The sequence below is a fragment of the Paenibacillus sp. FSL H3-0310 genome (genome assembly GCF_038002785.1).
Classification (GTDB): domain Bacteria; phylum Bacillota; class Bacilli; order Paenibacillales; family Paenibacillaceae; genus Paenibacillus_AQ; species Paenibacillus_AQ odorifer.
The window spans coordinates 1,281,148-1,299,633 of record NZ_JBBODC010000002.1; the positions used below are offsets into that span (position 1 = coordinate 1,281,148).

The window sequence follows — 18,486 nt, forward strand, 5'->3', positions numbered from 1 at the left end:
CAGATGCATTTTTTTCTGAGAATATCCACCAGGATGATGCGTTTACGCAAACGGTCGATCGGTCTGATTATTTTGATCTTTATAATTCTTAGCGCATCGATAGCTTACCTGCTTGAACCGAGTACATTCCACAACTGGTTTAATGCCTTCTATTGGGTCATGACAACGATGGCCACCGTTGGGTATGGGGATTATTTTGCCGAGACGGTAGTTGGTAAGCTATTCACCATGTTTCTATATATTTTTGGGATTGGTCTTCTCAGCTTGGTTATTGGCAAGGTTATTGACTCTATTGCAGAGGTGCAGAGAAGGAGAGGAGCAGGAACATTGAGCTTCCGGGGAAAGGATCATGTGATATTAATCAATTGGAGTAAGAAAGCGCAAGCTGCGGTAGATGAGGTGTTATGTTATTCACCTAAATGTCATATCGTCATCATTGATGAGATAGGACGGCATCCGCTGGAGCATATGGAACAGGTCCACTTTGTAAGCGGTGATGCTTCCAGCGATGAGATTCTCCTTAAAGCTAACATACACGAAGCCAGGGCAGCCATTGTGTTCGGAGACACACGGATTGATGAAGCATCGCTAATTGACGGGAAGTCTCTGCTTATCGCCTCCAGCATTGAGCGCATAGCGCCACAAGTACATACTACCGTAGAAATTATGCAGGAGAAGAATATACAGAATTTCAGGCATGTTCAGGTCAATGAATTCGTTCTGTCGCATGATGCCATTTCTAGATTGGCTGTCCGATCCGCTCTGCAAGAGGGGAATTCAGAGGTGATTACGCAGCTGCTGAGCCGCCAGTATGGGGATGATATTTATGAGATTCCAGTGAATAGTGCATGGAAGACCTATGGGCAGGCGTTTCAGGAATTGCTCCTTCAAGGTGCAACTTTACTCTCGGATCGTAGTGACCTTAGCATCAATCGCAAGCTGGACCAGCCTATTCCTAAAGAGGCTAGATTATATATTGTTTCGGATGAAGAGACGTATCGGAGAATTAAAGGTTAGGTCAGTGATAAGCGAGTAAAGCGGATTTTCGGGAGAATGGCTTCTCGGAATTCCGCTTCTTTTTGTTTGCCGTTCCTTCCTTAAGGGTAAGAGATGAATATTATCGTTACTCTACCTTTCGGAAGGAGCCATTGTTAATGAGTGAACAGCAAAAAGTGAACGGAAATAGCAAAAATGAGCAACTGGAACAGTTTCGCAGTAAGGACGAAGGTCACGCTTTAACAACCAATCAGGGATTGAAAGTGTCCGAGGATGAGTTCTCCCTAAAAGCCGGTGACCGGGGGCCAACCTTGCTGGAGGATTTTCATTTTCGGGAAAAAATGACCCATTTCGATCACGAGCGGATTCCTGAGCGGATCGTGCATGCACGCGGATTTGCCGCCCACGGGGAGTTTGAAGTATATAAATCGTTGAAAGAATATACGAAGGCGAAATTCCTTCAAGATCCGTCCGTGAAGACCCCGGTGTTTGTCCGGTTCTCAACGGTAGCAGGATCACGGGGTTCAGCCGAAACTGTGCGGGATGCCCGGGGCTTCTCGACCAAATTTTATACCGAAGAAGGCAACTATGATTTGGTAGGCAATAATATGCCGGTCTTTTTTATACAGGATGCGATTAAATTCCCTGATCTAGTGCATGCGCTTAAGCCGGAGCCGCATAATGAAATGCCTCAGGCAGCATCAGCCCATGATACCTTCTGGGATTTCATCGCCAATAATCAGGAATCGGCCCATATGGCGATGTGGCTGATGTCCGACCGCGCCATTCCGCGCAGCTTCCGGATGATGGAAGGGTTTGGAGTTCACACCTTCCGTCTGATCAATGAACAGGGGAAAGCGCATTTTGTTAAATTCCATTGGAAACCAGTGCTTGGTGTACACTCTTTGGTGTGGGACGAAGCACAGAAAATATCCGGAGCGGACCCTGACTTTCACCGCCGTGATTTATGGGAATCGATTGAAGCCGGCAACTTTCCGGAATACGAGCTGGGCATTCAGCTTCTTAGTGAAGAAGACGAATTCAAGTTTGATTTCGATGTGCTGGACCCTACAAAGCTATGGCCAGAGGAAGACGTGCCCGTGCAGATCGTTGGGAAAATGACCTTGAACCGCAACGTGGATAATGTTTTTGCCGAAACGGAGCAGGTGGCTTTCCACCCTGGACATGTAGTGCCAGGGATTGATTTCACCAATGACCCGCTACTTCAGGGCAGATTGTTCTCTTATACGGATACCCAGCTGATTCGGCTTGGGGGTCCTAACTTTCATGAACTGCCGATTAATAGACCGGTGTGTCCTTTCCACAACAACCAGCGTGACGGATATGGGCGGCAGATGATTAATCAGGGCACTGTGAGTTATCATAATAATTCTCTGGCCCAAAATACGCCGAGACCTGTCCCAGAGGCAGAAGGCGGTTATGTGCATTATCAAGAAAAGGTTGAGGGCCGTAAGGTACGGAGCCGGAGTAAAAGCTTTGAGGATCATTTTTCACAAGCCAAGTTATTCTGGAATAGTATGAGCCCTCCGGAACAATTGCATATTATCGAAGCTTATTCTTTTGAGCTTGGAAAGGTTAAGAGTAAGTCGGTCCGACAGCAGGTCGTAAATATGCTTGCTAACATTACCTCCGAGCTTGCTGTACCTGTGGCAGAAGCCATTGGAGTAGCGGCTCCAGAAGTTGGCGGTTCCGAGGTTACTCAAGCTTCCCCTGCCTTAAGTCAGGCTAATACGAAAAAACATCCCAACACGCGGAAAGTAGGCGTGATTATCGGAGATGGTTTTGATGAAGCTGCGGTAATGCCTGTGTTGGACACGCTTATGGGAGCTGGGATACAACCGGAGCTAATCAGTGATAAGCTTGGATTTATTAAAGGCTCAAGCGGCACAGAGCTTGAAGTCATCCATACCTTGTCCACTACAGATTCGGTGCTCTTCGATGCGATTTATGCGGCGGGTGGAAATGCGGAACGCAAGAAATTCCATAAAGATGCAGCGTTATTCCTCAACCAAGCCTATGCACATTTTAAACCTATCGCGATGACGACAATACTTGCTGAGCTGCTTGCAACAGATGAACATAGAAGCAGTCCGGGAGTCATAATAGGCGATGGTGGGGAAGTTTTTGCGGCTAGCTTCGTTGCGGCCATTACTGCCCATCGTTTTTGGGAACGTATGGAATAAAGTAAGTAAATTACAGAAAAAGGAGGATCTGCTCGTCAGAAGGCGTGTGGATGCCTCCTTTTTTTCATCTAATGGTTTCATAAATTTAACATTTGGATTAAGGATGTGATGTATATTACCGTTATAGATAATACTAGGCAATATAAGCAGATGCTTAGAGAGGTGATTTTTTGAGGAAAGAGATAGCTGTTGCTATAGTGGTACTTACAGGTTTTACAGCATTAACAGCATGCGAGCAAACAGCAATGCCGGCATCAACACCCTCGCCCTCCGCGAATGTTCATACAACAGAGCCACCGAATCCTACGGGTTCGGCTAATAATGATATGGGGGACCCTTCACAGGAATTGGATGCTTTAGAGCAATTTATTGTTACGAAGCTTACCGGCTCGTCCGGTGTTTATACGAATTTAATTGAAACAGAGCAATCCGGGGAAGCAGCAAGCGGCCATGAGATTCTAAGTGAGTCTGCCTCTCTGAGGATGCTGGCAGCCGTACGGAGTGGTGAGAAAGAGCGATTTGCAGAAGAATGGGCGCTGGCTAAGCAAACCTTTGATATGAAGGGTGGTTTTAGCTACCGGTATAGCCCTAAACAGCAGAAATTATATCCTGTGAATGCTGCAGTTGATGACTTACGTATCATTCGTGCGCTTTATGAAGCGGGGGATACGTTTAGAGATAAACAATATACAGAAGAAGCGGCTAAGTATGGTGAGAGGTTTTATAACTATAATGTAAAAAATGGATATATGTATGACTTCTATGATGAAAATTACAAAAAAACCAACACATTCGTTACTTTATGTTATATTGATTTAGGTACAATGCGAAAATTGTCGGTTTCTGGAGAATCTCGTGACTTTTTGTTGAATAATATGAGCGTTATTCTGAAAGATGGATATTTATCAGATGAGTTTCCCTTCTATGAAACAAGGTTTAATTATGAGAGTGGAACCTATAGTTCGGAGAATATCAATACAGTAGAATCGCTACTGTCTATTCTGGCTTTGGCAGAGGTAGACCAGCAGAAATCCTCCAGCATTAATTTTATCAAGCAGCAGGTCGAGGCTGGCACATTATATGGACAATATTCGCGTGAGGGAAAGCCGCTTAACGATATTCGCTCAACAGCCATTTACGCCATTACGGCTATGATTGGTGCCGAGATCGGAGACGATGCACTCTATCGCAAAAGCATTGAAAGAATGAACGAGTTCAGAATAACCGATGCCGGCAGCTCACTGTATGGAGGCTTCGGCGATGTAGCTAGTGGCCAAGCCTATTCCTTTGACAATCTGATGGCAGCATTGGCCTATGTCTATTAATTTAAACCTATAGTAACGAAGGTGAATCTGCATGATAAACAACACGGTGAAATCACCTCTGAGGCAGGGGATGACACTCGCTAACCTACCGTTGCCATTGTCCCCGGCTTTTATCACTGCTTTTGGAGTGTTGCTTATAACCATCATCGCCTTATTTACCGCCCCGTATGTCGGAATGGCGGATAATGGTGATTTTTTTCGCAGCATCTATAGTAACGGAATTTATTTCAATCTGCCGGATTATGACGAGCAATACTTTGGTTATTTTGTAAAGCAATATGGAATCTTTCAATATTTTAATGAGAATGGCGCGACATTATTTTCTTCACAGTCCCTATTTATTCAGCTGGCCATTGGACTTAATAAGCTGTTTTTTAGCAGCGAGGTTTTCGATATCCGGTTTCAAGCAGTCATTTACACGATTTTATATGCTGCGGCGATCTACTTATTAATAGAGGCTATTACATGGGGGATGACCCGCAAGCAGGGATGGGTCACTGCAGGTATTGCTATTTTTATATTTGGAGATACCGGGTATACCGCTTATTTCAACTCCTTTTACGGCGAGAGCGTCGTGATGATCACGATGATTACTATGTTCGCAGCTTGGTTGTTGTTATATCAAAAAAGATACAATGACTATGTGCTGCTGGCCCTGTTCTTGATCAGTACGATCATCCTGACTACTTCCAAACAGCAAAATGCGCCAGTGGGTATAATCATTGCGGTTCTGGGGTGTTCAATCCTTTGGATTCGCAGGGATAAGATCTTTCGTATTCTGACCCTGGTTTCCCTTGCCTTGATCCTGTTCGCAGGTGTGTTCACTTATTTGAATATCTCGGATGAGTTCGTGAATATTAACCAGTTCCATGCCATGACCCGAGGGGTGCTGAAGGATTCCTCCGATCCGGAGAAGGCATTGAAGTCATTCGATATTGATGAACAATATGCCATCTTGAAAAATAGCATTTACTACGAGAAATACGGAACTATTGATGTGAATTCACCGATCCTCCAAGAGAACTTTTACAGTCGTTACGGATTTGTTTCGATCCTTAAATACTATATATCGAATCCGGATCAGCTTAACTCGATTCTTAATGTAGCTGCTCAAAGTGCATTCTCGATCAAACCAGCGGCGATGGGCAATTACGAGCAATCCGTTGGGAAGGAATTTCGAGCACAGAGTCATTTTTTTACTGGATATAGTCAGCTGAAAAAAGCTTTAGCACCACGAACGATAGGTTTTATCTTCCTTTGGACAGTGCTTGTCATCGGTCTGTATATGCCTTCCTTTGTAACAGCCATTAAGGCACGCAATTTTAGAGGATTGCAGCGGATGGTATTGATTGTCGCTACGATAGGCATTGGTCTTTCAGGCATTTTTGTATCGATTATCGGTGCCGGTGATGCCGACATTTCCAAGCATGAATTCTTGTTCACTTTATCTTTTGATTTGGTGACCTTTTTGACAGTATCTAGTGTGATCGGACGCAGATTCTCCAAAAATCGCAAAAAGCCGGTTAACGAGAGCCCCACCATGTCTAGTCCATTTACAAAGCCTCAAAAGGATGTGAGTGTTTGAAGCGCAGAGGGATCTTATACTGTATATTGCTGCTGACGCTGAGTTTAACCATCCTATTGCTTCCCGCCACTCCTGTTCAATCTGCTGCATCGCCACAACAAGTCTTACTGCTCTATGACAGCCTTGCCAAGGGGACCTCTAAGGATGGAAATGTGACTGAACTTCAACGTCTGCTGGCAGCTTACTCGACAAAGGTTACACTTCGAAGCCTAGATCAATACGAGCAGGGGATGCTGAAAAATTACTCCAGAGTGATCATGGTCCGTAACGAAGCGGATATTTCGATCACGAATAAATCCTACATAGAGGATTGGGAGCATTATCAGGGGCAGTATTTGCATATCGGGTACAACCCACCCGCTAGTCTAACGAAGGCGTTACAGCTAACCACTGATGTGATCTATGACGGGAGTGCTGAGCTCGAAATCGGACAGTTCTCCGGAATTCAAGCTAAGGTGCAGGATATGCCTTATATTGTAGCGAGTCAGGCGGTCAAATCCTTCGGGCAACTCTCTTTTGCGGAGGAGGGTCTGCAAGCACCGTACGCTGTGAGTAAGGGGAATGATACATATGCCCCATATTTTGAACAAGGGAATGTCAGTACGCTGGGGATGGCGTATGTTCTGAAGGATTGGCTCCATATCACTGCTGCTCCTAAAATGTACCTTGCGATCAAAGAAATCTATCCTTTCTCCGATCTGCGACTGCTGGCAGAAACGGGTGAGCGGCTGTATCAACTGGGGATTCCGTTTCTTGCAAGTGTGCGGCCTGTGTTCAGCAATACCGATTATCCGGCCATGCAGCGTTATTTAGTGGCCATGAAAAGTGTGCAATCCAACAATGGAAGCATTCTGGTCAATGCCCCAGTGGTGATGCCAACGATAAGCTCCAGTGACCATACGCTTAAAGGAAAGATGAATGATTTCATCAATCTGTTGGCCGAAAACGGGCTTGGGCCGCTTGGAGTCGGAGCAGAAATGCATTGGTCGTATGACAAAGAGTATTCAGAAGCGGGGATGAGCTTTTTTGATTCCGTGGTGTTATATCCGGATGAACAGATTGATTATATGGAGCAGAGCGACACCTCTAAATCCTTTCCATCCTCTTTATATAGCGTTCCGCTGGAATTTCTTCAAGCTTTGCATACATCCAATAAATTGATACCGCAATTGCCGATGGATACTGTAATCACCGTCGACATGCCCGAGGATGAGCGTCAGCTTGAAGAAATGCTGCAAAGTCTGGAACGGAATTGGGTTTCTTTTGCCGATTATAAGCAAGAAGAGCATCAGGTCGTTACTGATCAGAACACAATCTCCTCATTAGATGGAATGATTTCTATTAATGGACAACCTCTAAGCCTGGACTATACACCGGAAACAGTGGATAGCGATTATCGCTACACAGAGGAGCAGCAAAAGAGCTTCACCCGACTTTTTAATATTCAGAATCAATTTTTTATTGTTGTGATCATGATTTCTCTACTGCTGTTTGGCGGATTGTTAATGATCGGATACCGGTTATATCGCAGAAAGTTTTTGAAATGAGACAACTAATCGTGATTTGGAGGACCCTATGACGATTTCAGACGTGCTGATGGTGATTGCGGTGATCTGTATTTGGTCTCTGCTGCTGGTGAATGTGACCCTCATTATCGCGGGCTATCTATATTACATTAAATCCGAAAATGAGGATATACCAGAGATAGAGGGCGAATATCCTTTTGTTTCAATTATGGTTCCCGCTCACAATGAGGGGGTAGTGATTTGTAAGACGGTTGAATCTCTGCTGGCGCTGGATTATCCGCAAGATCGGTATGAGATTATTGTGATTAATGATAACTCCTCTGATAACAGTGCCGAGCTGCTTGCGGGCATACAATCCCGAAATCCGGGGCGTCAGCTGGTAGTCATTAATACGGATGCAGTTACAGGAGGCAAAGGCAAATCCAATGCCTTGAATATAGGCTTTACCAGCTGTAAAGGGGAGCTAATCGCCATTTATGATGCCGACAATACTCCGGAGAAAACAGCTTTGCGTTATCTGGTTGCTGAGATCATGCATGATTCCAGCCTCGGTGCGGTGATTGGGAAGTTCCGGACCCGTAATCGTGATGCAAGTTTACTGACCCGGTTCATTAATATTGAGACCTTATCCTTTCAATGGATGGCTCAAGCGGGACGCTGGAAGCTGTTCAAGCTTTGCACTATTCCGGGAACCAATTTCATTATGCGCAGGTCAATTGTGGAAAGCATCGGTGGTTGGGATGTTAAAGCGATAGCCGAGGATACAGAAATCAGCTTCCGGATTTATATGATGGGTTACCAAATCAAGTTCCAGCCGAAATCCGTCACGTGGGAGCAGGAACCACAGACCCTGAAGGTCTGGTTCAAGCAGCGAACCCGCTGGGCGAAGGGCAATATTTATGTCATTGTCAAAAATATTCCGCTGCTGTTCAATAAATCGGCCGCAAAGGTGCGGTTCGATATTCTTTATTTTCTATCCATTTACTTCTTACTGCTGCTGTCGTTAATCACCTCGGATGTGCTGCTGATCCTGCATGCTTTGGGTTATGTGCATACTACTATTGCAGGTCTTAGTAATTTCTTATGGCTGCTCGCTATTATTCTTTTCGTTGTGGGGACCTTCATCACGCTAACGACAGAAAAGGGCGAGATGAGCTTGTCCAATCTAGGGATTGTAATGTTGATGTATGTGTCTTATTGCCAGCTGTGGATGGTTGTCGCGGCTAACGGATTATATCTATATCTGAAAGACCTCATCTTCAAAAGAGAAGCCAAATGGTATAAGACGGAGCGCTACTAACGAGGCACCAAAAAGTCATATGAGAAAAATGTAATCACAGGAGAAACAGAACATGAAGATAAAAAAACAGCTGGTTATACTGTTAACCTGCCTCTCCCTTTTGTTAATTCCAATCCATCCTGCTGCCGCAGAGACGTTGCCGCAGGATCATAAGTCCACTTACACAACCTCATTTACGGGAACGGACTCGTCCTTAACAGGTTCGAGTGCCCAGCAGCAATATTTTGAGGTTCTGGATTATTGGAATGTGGATCAAGTAAAGATCAAACTGCATTTTCAAATTTCACAAATTACCGAAGAGCAGATTTCTAGTGTTACCTTAACGCTAAACGGCAGCCCGTTCTATACGTTTCGTCCGTCACTACAAGACAACGGCGAACAGCTGTTGACCCTTGTGGCGCCCAAGGGGTTTCTGAAAAAAGGGACGAATACGCTGGGCATTCAGGGCTATTTAAAGACAGATCGTCAAGATGACCTCTTTTGTTCGGTCGATGAAACGTCGGATAATTGGCTGCATCTGTTCAATACGTCCAGTATTAACGTGATTTATACCGCAAAGCCCTTGAGTGGAGGGATCAGTGACTTCAGCGAGCGATTCGCCGGGATGGATACCTTAACGAAGAATCAGAGTATTCTGACTGTACCGGACAAAAGCACAGCGGCAGAAATGGAAGCAGCCACTTATGCTCTCTCCGGGCTTGTTAAGGGGATTACGTTAAATGATAAGACTATTCCCTTGCTTCCCTACCGGGCAGACACTGTGCAGAATAAGGCCGCAGTTGTACTGGTAGCTATGTATGACAGAGTACCAAGCGGGCTGAAAGCTCAGCTAAGCTCCACTGAAGATTTGGGTACGCACGCGCTGCTCCAGCTAGTGAATAAGGATACCCAGCCCACCTTGGTTGTAACCTCGAAGGATGAGAACTTGCTGATTAAAGCGGGTCGTTTGATTGCTAATCCAGAGCTGATCGGGCAGATCACTAGTGATCTGAAAACAGTAACGGATGCTACAGAAGTATCAGCACCTGCGCTTTCGATTAGCTCTAACATCACGTTCACTGAGACAGGTGATAAACTGACCGGGGCACATCATCAGGAGCAGACGTATTTTATTTCATTGCCAGCGAACCGCTCGATTGCCGATTCCGGTAAAATCAGCCTGGATTTCCGTTATGCACAGAATTTGGATTTTACTCGTTCATTGGTTACCGTGAGCATCAACAATACTCCGATTGGCAGTAAGAAGCTGACCAAGGAACTGGCGAATGGCGATATTCTTAATCTCTCGGTGCCTCAGAACTTGAATATCTCCGGAAATTTCTCGGTGACAGTGGCTTTTGATTTGGAGATCGAAGGAGCCAGATGTATTATCGATCGGGACCAAATGCCGTGGGCTTATATCAGTAAAGATTCTGTAATGCAGCTGAATACGAAGGATCGCACGGATCTCTTATTTAATAACTATCCATATCCGTTCATTCGCGATGGGATCTATAATCATGTGGCGGTTGTACTGCCCGAACAAATGGATGATTACGCCTATTTAAGTGTATCGAATATCTTTAATCTGCTTGGTAAATATGCCAGCGGAAATATAGGGAATATCCAGTTCTATACCGATTCTGTCAGCGCCGATCATTTGAAAAATAATAATATCATCGCTATTGGTGCTTATAAGAATAATAAGGTGATCCGTGATCAGAATGCTAAGCTTTATTTTCAATATAACGGAGATGGAACCACAATTCGCTCCAATGAGAAAATGAGTATTGAAGAGCAATACGGCGCACGAATCGGAACACTGCAGCTGATTGATTCGCCATTTGAGGCGGGACGTGCATTGCTCGCGGTTACAGGGGTCAGCTCGGAAGAGTATTACTTAGGATCTAAACTGCTCGCTACAGAACGGGACAAGTGGAAGGTGTTTGGCGATGGTGCAATCGTTGATAAAGACGGTAATGTCAGCGCACACCGCTTCAAAACGATCACTGGAGCAGCCGAGGACTCTGTGGCCCAGAAAATAATGGAACGGTCGGATGTACTCAGTTTTATCATCGTGATTTTACTGGTGCTGACGCTGGTGGTTCTATCGCTGATCCTGCTGCTTCGCAAACACATGAAGAAACGTGGTGATAAGCGTGAGACGTAATCGTAGCTTAGTGTCGGACATCGCTCTCTTATCATTCCTGGTGTTATCGTTCCTCTGTATCGTCTTCATTGCCGGGGCACCGGATGATTACCTCCAGAATATTATCATTTTAACGGTGGCTTTTATTCTGGCCATTGTTACGTATTTTACGACGGTCACTGCGGGTCTGGTCTTGAATCTGGTATTTATCTTTGCTTACGGATTCTACACGATGTACCAGACGATAACGCTGGGGGAAACGATTAGCCTGAATACTTATTTCTGGCTAATTATGACTCCGCTATTAACGGTCGTTCTATGGGTATTCACTTTAAGCAGCCGTGATTTGCAGGTGGAGAATGAGCAGCTACGCAAAAAGACTGCCAATATGGCTATCGTAGATGAAAACACAAATTTGCGGAACAGTATTTCTTTTCAGACGGATGCTACATTATTTACAAGCATTTCGACCCGCTATCAGATTCCGCTCACCCTGCTAGTGGTGAAGGTGAAGTATTGGAAAGAGATCAGACGGATCATTCCTGAAGATCAGCTGGCAGAAGCTATCTATGACGTGTCTCAGCTTAGTCAGGCGAGTATTCGTACCAATGATGCACTCTATCTGCTAGATAAGGATGAAGCAACATGGGGCCTGCTGCTGTTCACGGACAGCGATGGGGCGAAGATTGTGATCGAGCGGATTAAGCTCAAGCTTCAGGAGTTGAATGACAATAATTTCTCCAGAAAATATAAGGTCAGCCTGGGTCTTAAGATTGGGGCGGTCGAATACCAAGCCGGCACGATTGAGAATCCGCTGGATTTCATTGTTCAGGCCAAAAAACAGCTGGAGTACGACGTGTAGGCCAGCTTAAAAATCAACGGTTTCACTATCAGCCTCTGTATGGATGGCGATGAGCACGCTTGCCGGCTCATCGCCTTTATTTATGACCAGATGTGGCACACAGGCATTCCAGCTAAAGGAATCCCCCGCTTGGAACATCCCGAAATCTTCACCTTGCTCCGCATAAACCTCACCTTTTATTACTAAATGGACCTCTTTGCCTTCGTGCGCCTGCGGAGTTTCACCCGTAGAAGTGCCCGGAGGGAAATGGACAAGCACCATTCGTACACCACCTGCCGAGCTTAAATGCTCAACTTGCAGTTTATCACTTCCGCTACTGGTGATTTGCCGCTCCTTGGAGCGTACCACCTGCATCCGCTCTTCCTTTTTTAACAGCAAATAAGCCAATGGAACGTTCAGCGCATCCGCAATCAGGCTAAGGGTTGCAATCGAAGGAGAGGTCTTATTAGTCTCAACCTGGCTCATAAAACCTTGTGACAGGCCAGTTGTTTCACAGATTTGGGCAATCGTAATATGTTTTCTTTTACGGATTGTACGAATGTTTGAACCTATATTCATTAGTAAAGCCCCTTTTGATATTAGTAATAGCAAATATATTTTTATATTAACAAATTATTAATTGACATACTAGCTAGAGGTTTATAATATTATCTTTACAAATATTATTTTTGTATTACAAATATTTTGAAGGAGTGTTTAGTTATGAAGGCACCTTATATATATGATGTCAGTCTACCTTCCGGTTACGATGAGAATCGGGTTTATCCGGTTATCTTCACCTTGCATGGCAAAGGTTCCAATGAGAAGAATATGTTCGGGCTTGTTGAGTCCTTGTCTGAAGAGTTTATTATTATCGGGATTCGGGGAAATATGATTTTAGGGGCAGGATTTCAATATTATGATCTCAAAAGTCTAGGTCATCCCATCCGCGAGCAGTTTGATCAGGCTGTATCGCAATTGCAGCAGTTTATCGAATACGCCACCGACAAATACCCTATAGATGCTAAACACCGTTATCTGCTTGGCTTCAGTCAAGGAGCCATTTTGTCCATGACTCTCGCGCTTACAATGGGGAATTTGCTTCGGGGAATTGTAGCGCTGAACGGTTATGTTCCGGGGTTTGTGAAGACGGATTATGAGCTGAAGAGTGTGCAGGAGTTATCGGTCTTCATCTCGCATGGTGAATATGATTCTGTATTTCCAATTTCAGTGGGGACAGAAACAGCCGCTTATTTCGAAGGTCTAACCCCATTATTAACCTTTAAAACTTATCCTTCGGATCATGGTGTATTACCGCAGAATCAGCAGGACCTGATCGCTTGGTTACGGCAGAACTTATGATACCTTCTTACTTTATTGCCCATGGTGCTCCTTCTCTGGTACTTGATAACAATGCATATACGAAATTTCTTGGGGAGCTCGCTGAGAGGAATGTCAAACCGAAAGCGATTGTTGTATTTTCTGCACATTTCGAAGAACACACACAATCGGTTGGAGTTATGGAGACTTTCGACACCATCTATGATTTCTATGGCTTCCCAGATGAGATGTATCGAATGACTTATCCTGCCAAAGGGGACAATGAGGTTGCACAGCAAATTATGTCTCTGTTCCACAAGAATGGGATTGTCAGCAAATTAAATACAGAGCGTGGACTAGATCACGGAGCTTGGGCTATTCTTAAATTAATCTATCCGAATGCAGATATTCCTGTCGTGTCTTTGTCAGTTAATCGAGAGCTGTCCAATGAACAGCAATATTTAATGGGTAAGGCTTTATCTGAGCTGCGTGAGCAGGATATTATGATTATTGGCAGCGGTGGAACCGTCCATAATTTGCGTAGCGTGAAGTGGGGAATGGAGAACGTCGAGAAATGGGCGGAGACATTCGATGACTGGCTGCAGCACAGGTTGGAAGCTTGGGATACAGAGTCGCTATTTAACTATCAGGAGCTTGCTCCTTATGGCGTTGATGCAGTGCCGACTAGTGAGCACTTTATCCCCTTGATAATAGCTATGGGAGCTGGCGATAAAGGGAAGGAAGCGAAGCTGCTGCACCGAAGTTATCAGTATGGCAATTTAAGTCTTAGCTGTTGGGAGTTTAATTAAGAAGGAGGCATTAATGATGGACTTGGGACTTCGTGGGAAATCAGTTTTTGTAGCCGCAGCAAGTAAAGGATTAGGACTCGCAACTGCGCTGGAGTACGCCCGTGAGGGAGCGAAGGTAATGATCGCCAGCAGGAGTATGGAGCAGCTTGTAGACGCACAGAAAGAGATTCAGGCAGCCACAGGACAGCAGGTGAACATGGTTCAGATGGATGTGACTGTCCCAGAGGATATCGTACATGCTATTCAAACGGCTGTAGCCCTAAACGGTGGGCTTGATATTGTAGTGACCAATGCGGGGGGGCCTCATGGCGGAGGTTTCGCTGATATGGAAGACGCGGATTGGAACCAGGGGTTTGAGCTCACACTGATGAGTACCATTCGTTTGATCCGTGAATCACTGCCGCATCTGCGCTCTTCTGGGGCAGGGCGAATCGTTAATATAAGCTCGATTTCTATCAAGCAGCCTATTGAGGGGTTAATTCTTTCCAATGTTTTTCGCGCTGGCGTGTATGCCTTGACCAAGAGCTTGGCTACTGAGCTGGCTGCGGATCGCATTTTAATTAATACGATCGCACCAGGGCGTATTGCAACCGACCGGATTCTTCAACTAGACGGCAAACGTGCACAAGCAGAGGGGATCCCTATGGAGCAGATTCAAGAGGAAGCGCTGCTGCAAATCCCGTTAGGAAGATTGGGCACGCCCGAAGAATTCGGCAAGGCTACTGTTTTTCTAGGCTCTTTTGCGAATACTTATGTTACGGGACAATCTCTTTTAGTCGATGGAGGAATGGTGAAATCGCTCTAACCTCCGGCGTTATGGGTAGGCTTTGAAAGGTTATGGAAAAATTAGTAATTTGAATATTAGTTGCTTTGTGCTCTAAATAAGCGTATGATGGAGCGGTGGTCTAAATCGTAAGATTTACGAATTTTCCTACGTTTATTAGGTTATTCTATATATAAACCTACAGATCATTTGGATAATTTACCATAAAGGCTCCACGAATTTATTCAGAAGGAGGACGATCAGAATGAGAGAAGGCATACATCCTAAGTACAACCAAGTGATTTTCTTGGATGCAAGCGTAGGCTTCAAGTTCTTGAGTGCATCTACTAAATCATCCAATGAAACTATGGAATGGGAAGACGGCAACACTTACCCAGTGCTCCGTGTGGACGCAAGTTCCGCATCCCACCCATTTTACACTGGTAAACAAAGAGATACAGAACAAGGCGGCCGTGTTGATAAGTTCAAACAACGTCTTGCACAAAAGAAATAAGAATCCTTACGGATTGAAGAGGGACAACCCATTTAGAAGCAATCGCTTCGGGGATGTCCCTTTTTTGTGTTCAGGCATGTTAAAATGAGATGAATTTAAAAATATACATGGCGTCGAGGGAGCGATCAGTGATGGAAAATGTAATAAAAGTAGATACAGTCCTAAAGAGTGAAGACGTTCAGGAGTTTAACTTATGGTTCAGCTTGAATAGCCGGATTATACTCAACTCTTTTAGCGTAGTCGCTTACTTTATGATTTTGTTATTAATTACTAAGGATTACAGTACTCAAAGCATCTCAATCCTGGCTGCGACTGCTATAATTCTTGCCGCTGTCTTATGGTATATGACCAAGGCAAGCTTGATCAAAAAATCGAAAAAGGCGTTCAAAACAGATAACCTAATTCAGCAACCGCAAAATTATACGATTTCAGATGAAGGCATATCTTATCTTTCCGAAGCGGGCACTGGGCAAGTGAAGTGGGAAGAGATACATAAGATAGGTGAAACTACGAACTTGTTTGTGTTTTTTGTGTCCACACAGAGAGCGCTGATTATCCCTAAACGTTTCTTTGAATCGGCACAAGATAAAATAACATTTAAGGATTTAGCCAGAAAATATATGTTCTCCAATCGGGTGAAATTTAAAGCATAAGATGTGCTGTTATTGTTGATTCATTTGTACCAAGGATTAGGCTATAATGATAGGAGCGACTTGAAAAATAGGAGAAATATGGCATGCCATGGATTCAGGGATATCCGTATTACTTATTAATGGGCAGTGTTCTAAGTCTGTACATGGGCGTCAGCTCCTATCGGCACCGTAAGTTAGCAGGGAGACGCTATTTGTGGATCTTAATGCTGTTAGTCAGCCTTATATTTGTTGCAACGGCGGGAGAGATTATGTCACCCTCTTTTCAGTCTAAGCTGTGGTGGAAGAATGTACAGCAGGCTCCGCTTTTTTTTAGTGCGCTCTTTACTTATGCTGTGGTAAAAGAATACGTATCTCCTTCCACAGGGCGCCTGCCCGTGAAGCTTGCCATCTTCTCTATCCCTATTGTTATGGATGTACTTCTTATTTTTACGGATAGCTATCATCATCTGATGCGCAGTGAAGTGTCCGTCCTGACGGTCGCGGGTGTTAGTGGAATTGCTGTAAAGCCTACGCTCCTTAGTATGGCTTTTATTGCGTATGATCAGCTTTTTGGGCTATATGCGGTCTGCTTGCTGGCAGTTTCCCTACTGAATACCCCGAGAGTTTATTTGCGGACTAATATCCTGCTGTTGGCGGGTTTGCTGGTTCCGGTTATTTCCGTCTTTTTACTCCCCCTCTTGAAGATTACCATTACAGGTTTTACGGCGTTTACTTATTTGCCTGCGATTATAGCGGCTTATTTTGCACTTTTTGTTAGCTCCAAATTAACCATCTTCCCTCTAACCAAAAACAAAATTCTAGAGCACATGAAAGACGGCGTAGTTCTGACTGACCGTTATGATAATATCATTGGCATAAACGATGCGGCGACTGCTATTTTATACGACATTACCGGAATAGCGAACGATAATTGGATGGGAAAAAACATTGATCTTTTTACGAAGTCTCACAAAGACATTGCAGCTCATTACAGTCAGAGGACGGAAGGACAGTTTGAGGTAGTTTGTTCTGGCGCAGGGGAGCTCTGTTATGGGGTTTCTTTAATTGCTACGGAACATGCGGCAACAGAGAATAAGGGTATGCTTATTGTGTTTAGTGATCATAGTGAGAAAAAGCGATATGAGCGTGAACTGGTCTATCAGGCAACGGTTGACGATCTGACAGGGCTTTATAATCGCAGGCATTTCATGCAAAGGGTCCAGAATCAAACGATCCCGGATGGATTAGGGTTGGCTCTGCTGTTATTTGACATCGATGATTTTAAATTAATTAATGATACTTATGGTCATTTAGCGGGCGATCAGGCGTTAGTTGATTTCTCGAATAAAATACTTCAGGTATACCAGAATAAAGGTATTGCTGGAAGAGTAGGTGGCGAGGAATTTGCTGTATGCTTTTTCGCTGAAGATAAACGTGCAGCCTTAAAAGAAGCAGAGGATTTTCGTACAATGATGAGTGATTACACGATAATCTTGAATGAACAGGATAGCATTCATCTTACCGCAAGTATCGGAATCTCTTTTACGGAGCGTAGAGAGGTGACTTTCGAAGATTTATATCGGGAAGCGGATGAAGCGTTATATCACTCTAAGAATACAGGGAAGAACAGAGTTACGTTAGGTCGTGAACCGATCATAAGAGAAGCGGTAAAGGGATAAGAACATCGAAGATAAGGGAGTGGCCTAATGAATCTGACTGTTGATGAAGTGATGAGTAAGCTTGAGGAGATGGGTACAGAGCAGACGAAACGTACTTTCTTACGACATGGCGCAGTGGAACCTTTATTTGGAGTAAAGGTAGGGGATATGAAGAAGCTGGTTAAGGATGTGAAAAAAGATCAGAGTCTGGCAAGGGCTTTGTATCAGACAGGCAATTACGATGTAATGTATTTGGCTGGACTAACGGTCAATCCTAAGAGTATGACGAAGGAAGAGCTTCAAAGCTGGGCTTCGGCGGCCAGTTGGCATGCGGTAGTGGAATATATAGTATCCCCTCTCGCCGCAGAGAGTCCATATGGATTGGAACTTGCGAGAGAGTGGATTCGTTCCTCGGATGAACTAATAGCCATTTGCGGCTGGAGCACTTATGCAAATTACATTTCAATTACACCGGATGATAAGCTGGACATCGCTGAAATTAGGGAGTTGTTACAACAAGTAGGCGCTACTATTCATCGGGAGCGGAATCGTGTCCGTTATACGATGAATACTTTCTTAATTATGGTGGGCAGCAGTATCACAGAACTGCATGAGGAGGCAGCAAAGATCGCAGCAGGTATAGGTAAGGTCCAGGTGAACATGGGACAAACCGCTTGTAAAGTTCCTATGGCTGTTGATTATATTGCTAAGGTTGAACAAGCTGGGAAGCTTGGTGTGAAGAAGAAAACTTGTATTTGCTAAGTTAGATATTTAGGTAACCCTTCAAGGTGAAAGGCACTTGTGGGGTTTTTTTTATTCCGGGAAAAACAAGTGTTTCAACCCTGCGGAAATTGTTTAAATTAGCAGCAGTCAAAATTTACATAG

Annotated in this window: 16 protein-coding genes; 15 read left to right on the forward strand and 1 reads right to left on the reverse strand. The window is 44.4% G+C overall.

The genetic code is table 11. The annotated features are described in order from the left end of the window. Nucleotides 1-33 precede the first annotated feature (33 nt). From MHH63_RS25160 to MHH63_RS25195, 8 genes are all read left to right on the forward strand, one after another. Entirely contained in the window at nt 34-1,017 is a 984-nt protein-coding gene (locus MHH63_RS25160) for a potassium channel protein (RefSeq protein WP_339281506.1), read from the forward strand. Between the two features lie 137 nt (nt 1,018-1,154). Beyond that, nucleotides 1,155-3,200 (forward strand): catalase, encoded by a 2,046-nt coding sequence (locus MHH63_RS25165; RefSeq protein WP_340977830.1) that lies wholly within the window; start codon nt 1,155-1,157, stop codon nt 3,198-3,200. Between the two features lie 170 nt (nt 3,201-3,370). Continuing rightward, nucleotides 3,371-4,525, forward strand: a complete 1,155-nt coding sequence (locus MHH63_RS25170) for a glycosyl hydrolase family 8 (RefSeq protein WP_256715744.1) — start codon at nt 3,371-3,373, stop codon at nt 4,523-4,525. Between the two features lie 31 nt (nt 4,526-4,556). Next, nucleotides 4,557-6,110, forward strand: a complete 1,554-nt coding sequence (wsfD, locus tag MHH63_RS25175; RefSeq protein ID WP_340394732.1) for a glycan biosynthesis hexose transferase WsfD — start codon at nt 4,557-4,559, stop codon at nt 6,108-6,110. Continuing rightward, entirely contained in the window at nt 6,107-7,657 is a 1,551-nt protein-coding gene (locus MHH63_RS25180) for a hypothetical protein (RefSeq protein ID WP_341172210.1), read from the forward strand. The genes wsfD and MHH63_RS25180 overlap by 4 nt, the downstream gene beginning before the upstream one ends. Nucleotides 7,658-7,685: 28 nt before the next feature. Continuing rightward, the gene (locus MHH63_RS25185) at nt 7,686-8,936 is read left to right on the forward strand and encodes a glycosyltransferase family 2 protein (protein ID WP_036682179.1); all 1,251 of its coding nucleotides are present in this window, start codon (nt 7,686-7,688) and stop codon (nt 8,934-8,936) included. A gap of 52 nt (nt 8,937-8,988) precedes the next feature. Then, nucleotides 8,989-11,085: a cellulose biosynthesis cyclic di-GMP-binding regulatory protein BcsB gene (locus tag MHH63_RS25190; RefSeq protein WP_341172211.1), complete on the forward strand. Its 2,097-nt coding sequence runs from the start codon at nt 8,989-8,991 to the stop codon at nt 11,083-11,085. Continuing rightward, nucleotides 11,075-11,926, forward strand: coding sequence for a diguanylate cyclase domain-containing protein (locus MHH63_RS25195; protein WP_036682174.1), 852 nt, complete (start codon nt 11,075-11,077; stop codon nt 11,924-11,926). Before MHH63_RS25190 ends, MHH63_RS25195 begins: the two co-directional genes overlap by 11 nt. Nucleotides 11,927-11,932: 6 nt before the next feature. On the opposite strand, the gene MHH63_RS25200 is transcribed toward MHH63_RS25195, so the two are convergent. Beyond that, entirely contained in the window at nt 11,933-12,484 is a 552-nt protein-coding gene (locus MHH63_RS25200) for a helix-turn-helix domain-containing protein (RefSeq protein WP_076191653.1), read from the reverse strand. A 144-nt stretch (nt 12,485-12,628) separates the two neighbouring features. Between MHH63_RS25200 and MHH63_RS25205 the strand changes: the two genes are divergently transcribed. The 7 genes from MHH63_RS25205 (at nt 12,629) to MHH63_RS25235 (ending at nt 18,363) form a co-directional block, all read left to right on the forward strand. Next, nucleotides 12,629-13,267, forward strand: a complete 639-nt coding sequence (locus MHH63_RS25205; RefSeq protein WP_341172212.1) for an alpha/beta hydrolase — start codon at nt 12,629-12,631, stop codon at nt 13,265-13,267. Further along, complete coding sequence (locus MHH63_RS25210; protein ID WP_076309975.1) at nt 13,264-14,034, forward strand: DODA-type extradiol aromatic ring-opening family dioxygenase; 771 nt, start codon at nt 13,264-13,266, stop codon at nt 14,032-14,034. The genes MHH63_RS25205 and MHH63_RS25210 overlap by 4 nt, the downstream gene beginning before the upstream one ends. Before the next feature lie 16 nt (nt 14,035-14,050). Further along, on the forward strand, nt 14,051-14,839 hold the full coding sequence (locus MHH63_RS25215; RefSeq protein ID WP_076309976.1) for an SDR family oxidoreductase: 789 nt from the start codon (nt 14,051-14,053) through the stop codon (nt 14,837-14,839). Nucleotides 14,840-15,062: 223 nt separating this feature from the next. Next, complete coding sequence (locus tag MHH63_RS25220) at nt 15,063-15,311, forward strand: type B 50S ribosomal protein L31 (protein WP_036682161.1); 249 nt, start codon at nt 15,063-15,065, stop codon at nt 15,309-15,311. 131 nt (nt 15,312-15,442) lie between these two features. Further along, the gene (locus MHH63_RS25225; protein ID WP_341172213.1) at nt 15,443-15,964 is read left to right on the forward strand and encodes a YcxB family protein; all 522 of its coding nucleotides are present in this window, start codon (nt 15,443-15,445) and stop codon (nt 15,962-15,964) included. An 83-nt stretch (nt 15,965-16,047) separates the two neighbouring features. Next, nucleotides 16,048-17,622 carry a histidine kinase N-terminal 7TM domain-containing diguanylate cyclase gene (locus MHH63_RS25230; RefSeq protein WP_248548934.1) on the forward strand — a complete coding sequence of 525 codons (1,575 nt, stop codon included), beginning with the start codon at nt 16,048-16,050 and terminating at the stop codon, nt 17,620-17,622. A gap of 33 nt (nt 17,623-17,655) precedes the next feature. Next, nucleotides 17,656-18,363: a DNA alkylation repair protein gene (locus MHH63_RS25235; RefSeq protein WP_248549043.1), complete on the forward strand. Its 708-nt coding sequence runs from the start codon at nt 17,656-17,658 to the stop codon at nt 18,361-18,363. Nucleotides 18,364-18,486 lie beyond the last annotated feature (123 nt).

Coding starts and splice junctions, on each gene's coding strand:
- MHH63_RS25185 (WP_036682179.1), top strand. CDS start 7,686: ATGACGATTTCAGACGTGCTGATGGTGATTGCGGTGATCTGTATTTGG.
- MHH63_RS25165 (WP_340977830.1), top strand. CDS start 1,155: ATGAGTGAACAGCAAAAAGTGAACGGAAATAGCAAAAATGAGCAACTG.
- MHH63_RS25210 (WP_076309975.1), top strand. CDS start 13,264: ATGATACCTTCTTACTTTATTGCCCATGGTGCTCCTTCTCTGGTACTT.
- MHH63_RS25190 (WP_341172211.1), top strand. CDS start 8,989: ATGAAGATAAAAAAACAGCTGGTTATACTGTTAACCTGCCTCTCCCTT.
- wsfD (WP_340394732.1), top strand. CDS start 4,557: ATGATAAACAACACGGTGAAATCACCTCTGAGGCAGGGGATGACACTC.
- MHH63_RS25200 (WP_076191653.1), bottom strand. CDS start 12,484: ATGAATATAGGTTCAAACATTCGTACAATCCGTAAAAGAAAACATATT.
- MHH63_RS25230 (WP_248548934.1), top strand. CDS start 16,048: ATGCCATGGATTCAGGGATATCCGTATTACTTATTAATGGGCAGTGTT.
- MHH63_RS25225 (WP_341172213.1), top strand. CDS start 15,443: ATGGAAAATGTAATAAAAGTAGATACAGTCCTAAAGAGTGAAGACGTT.
- MHH63_RS25215 (WP_076309976.1), top strand. CDS start 14,051: ATGGACTTGGGACTTCGTGGGAAATCAGTTTTTGTAGCCGCAGCAAGT.
- MHH63_RS25160 (WP_339281506.1), top strand. CDS start 34: ATGATGCGTTTACGCAAACGGTCGATCGGTCTGATTATTTTGATCTTT.
- MHH63_RS25205 (WP_341172212.1), top strand. CDS start 12,629: ATGAAGGCACCTTATATATATGATGTCAGTCTACCTTCCGGTTACGAT.
- MHH63_RS25220 (WP_036682161.1), top strand. CDS start 15,063: ATGAGAGAAGGCATACATCCTAAGTACAACCAAGTGATTTTCTTGGAT.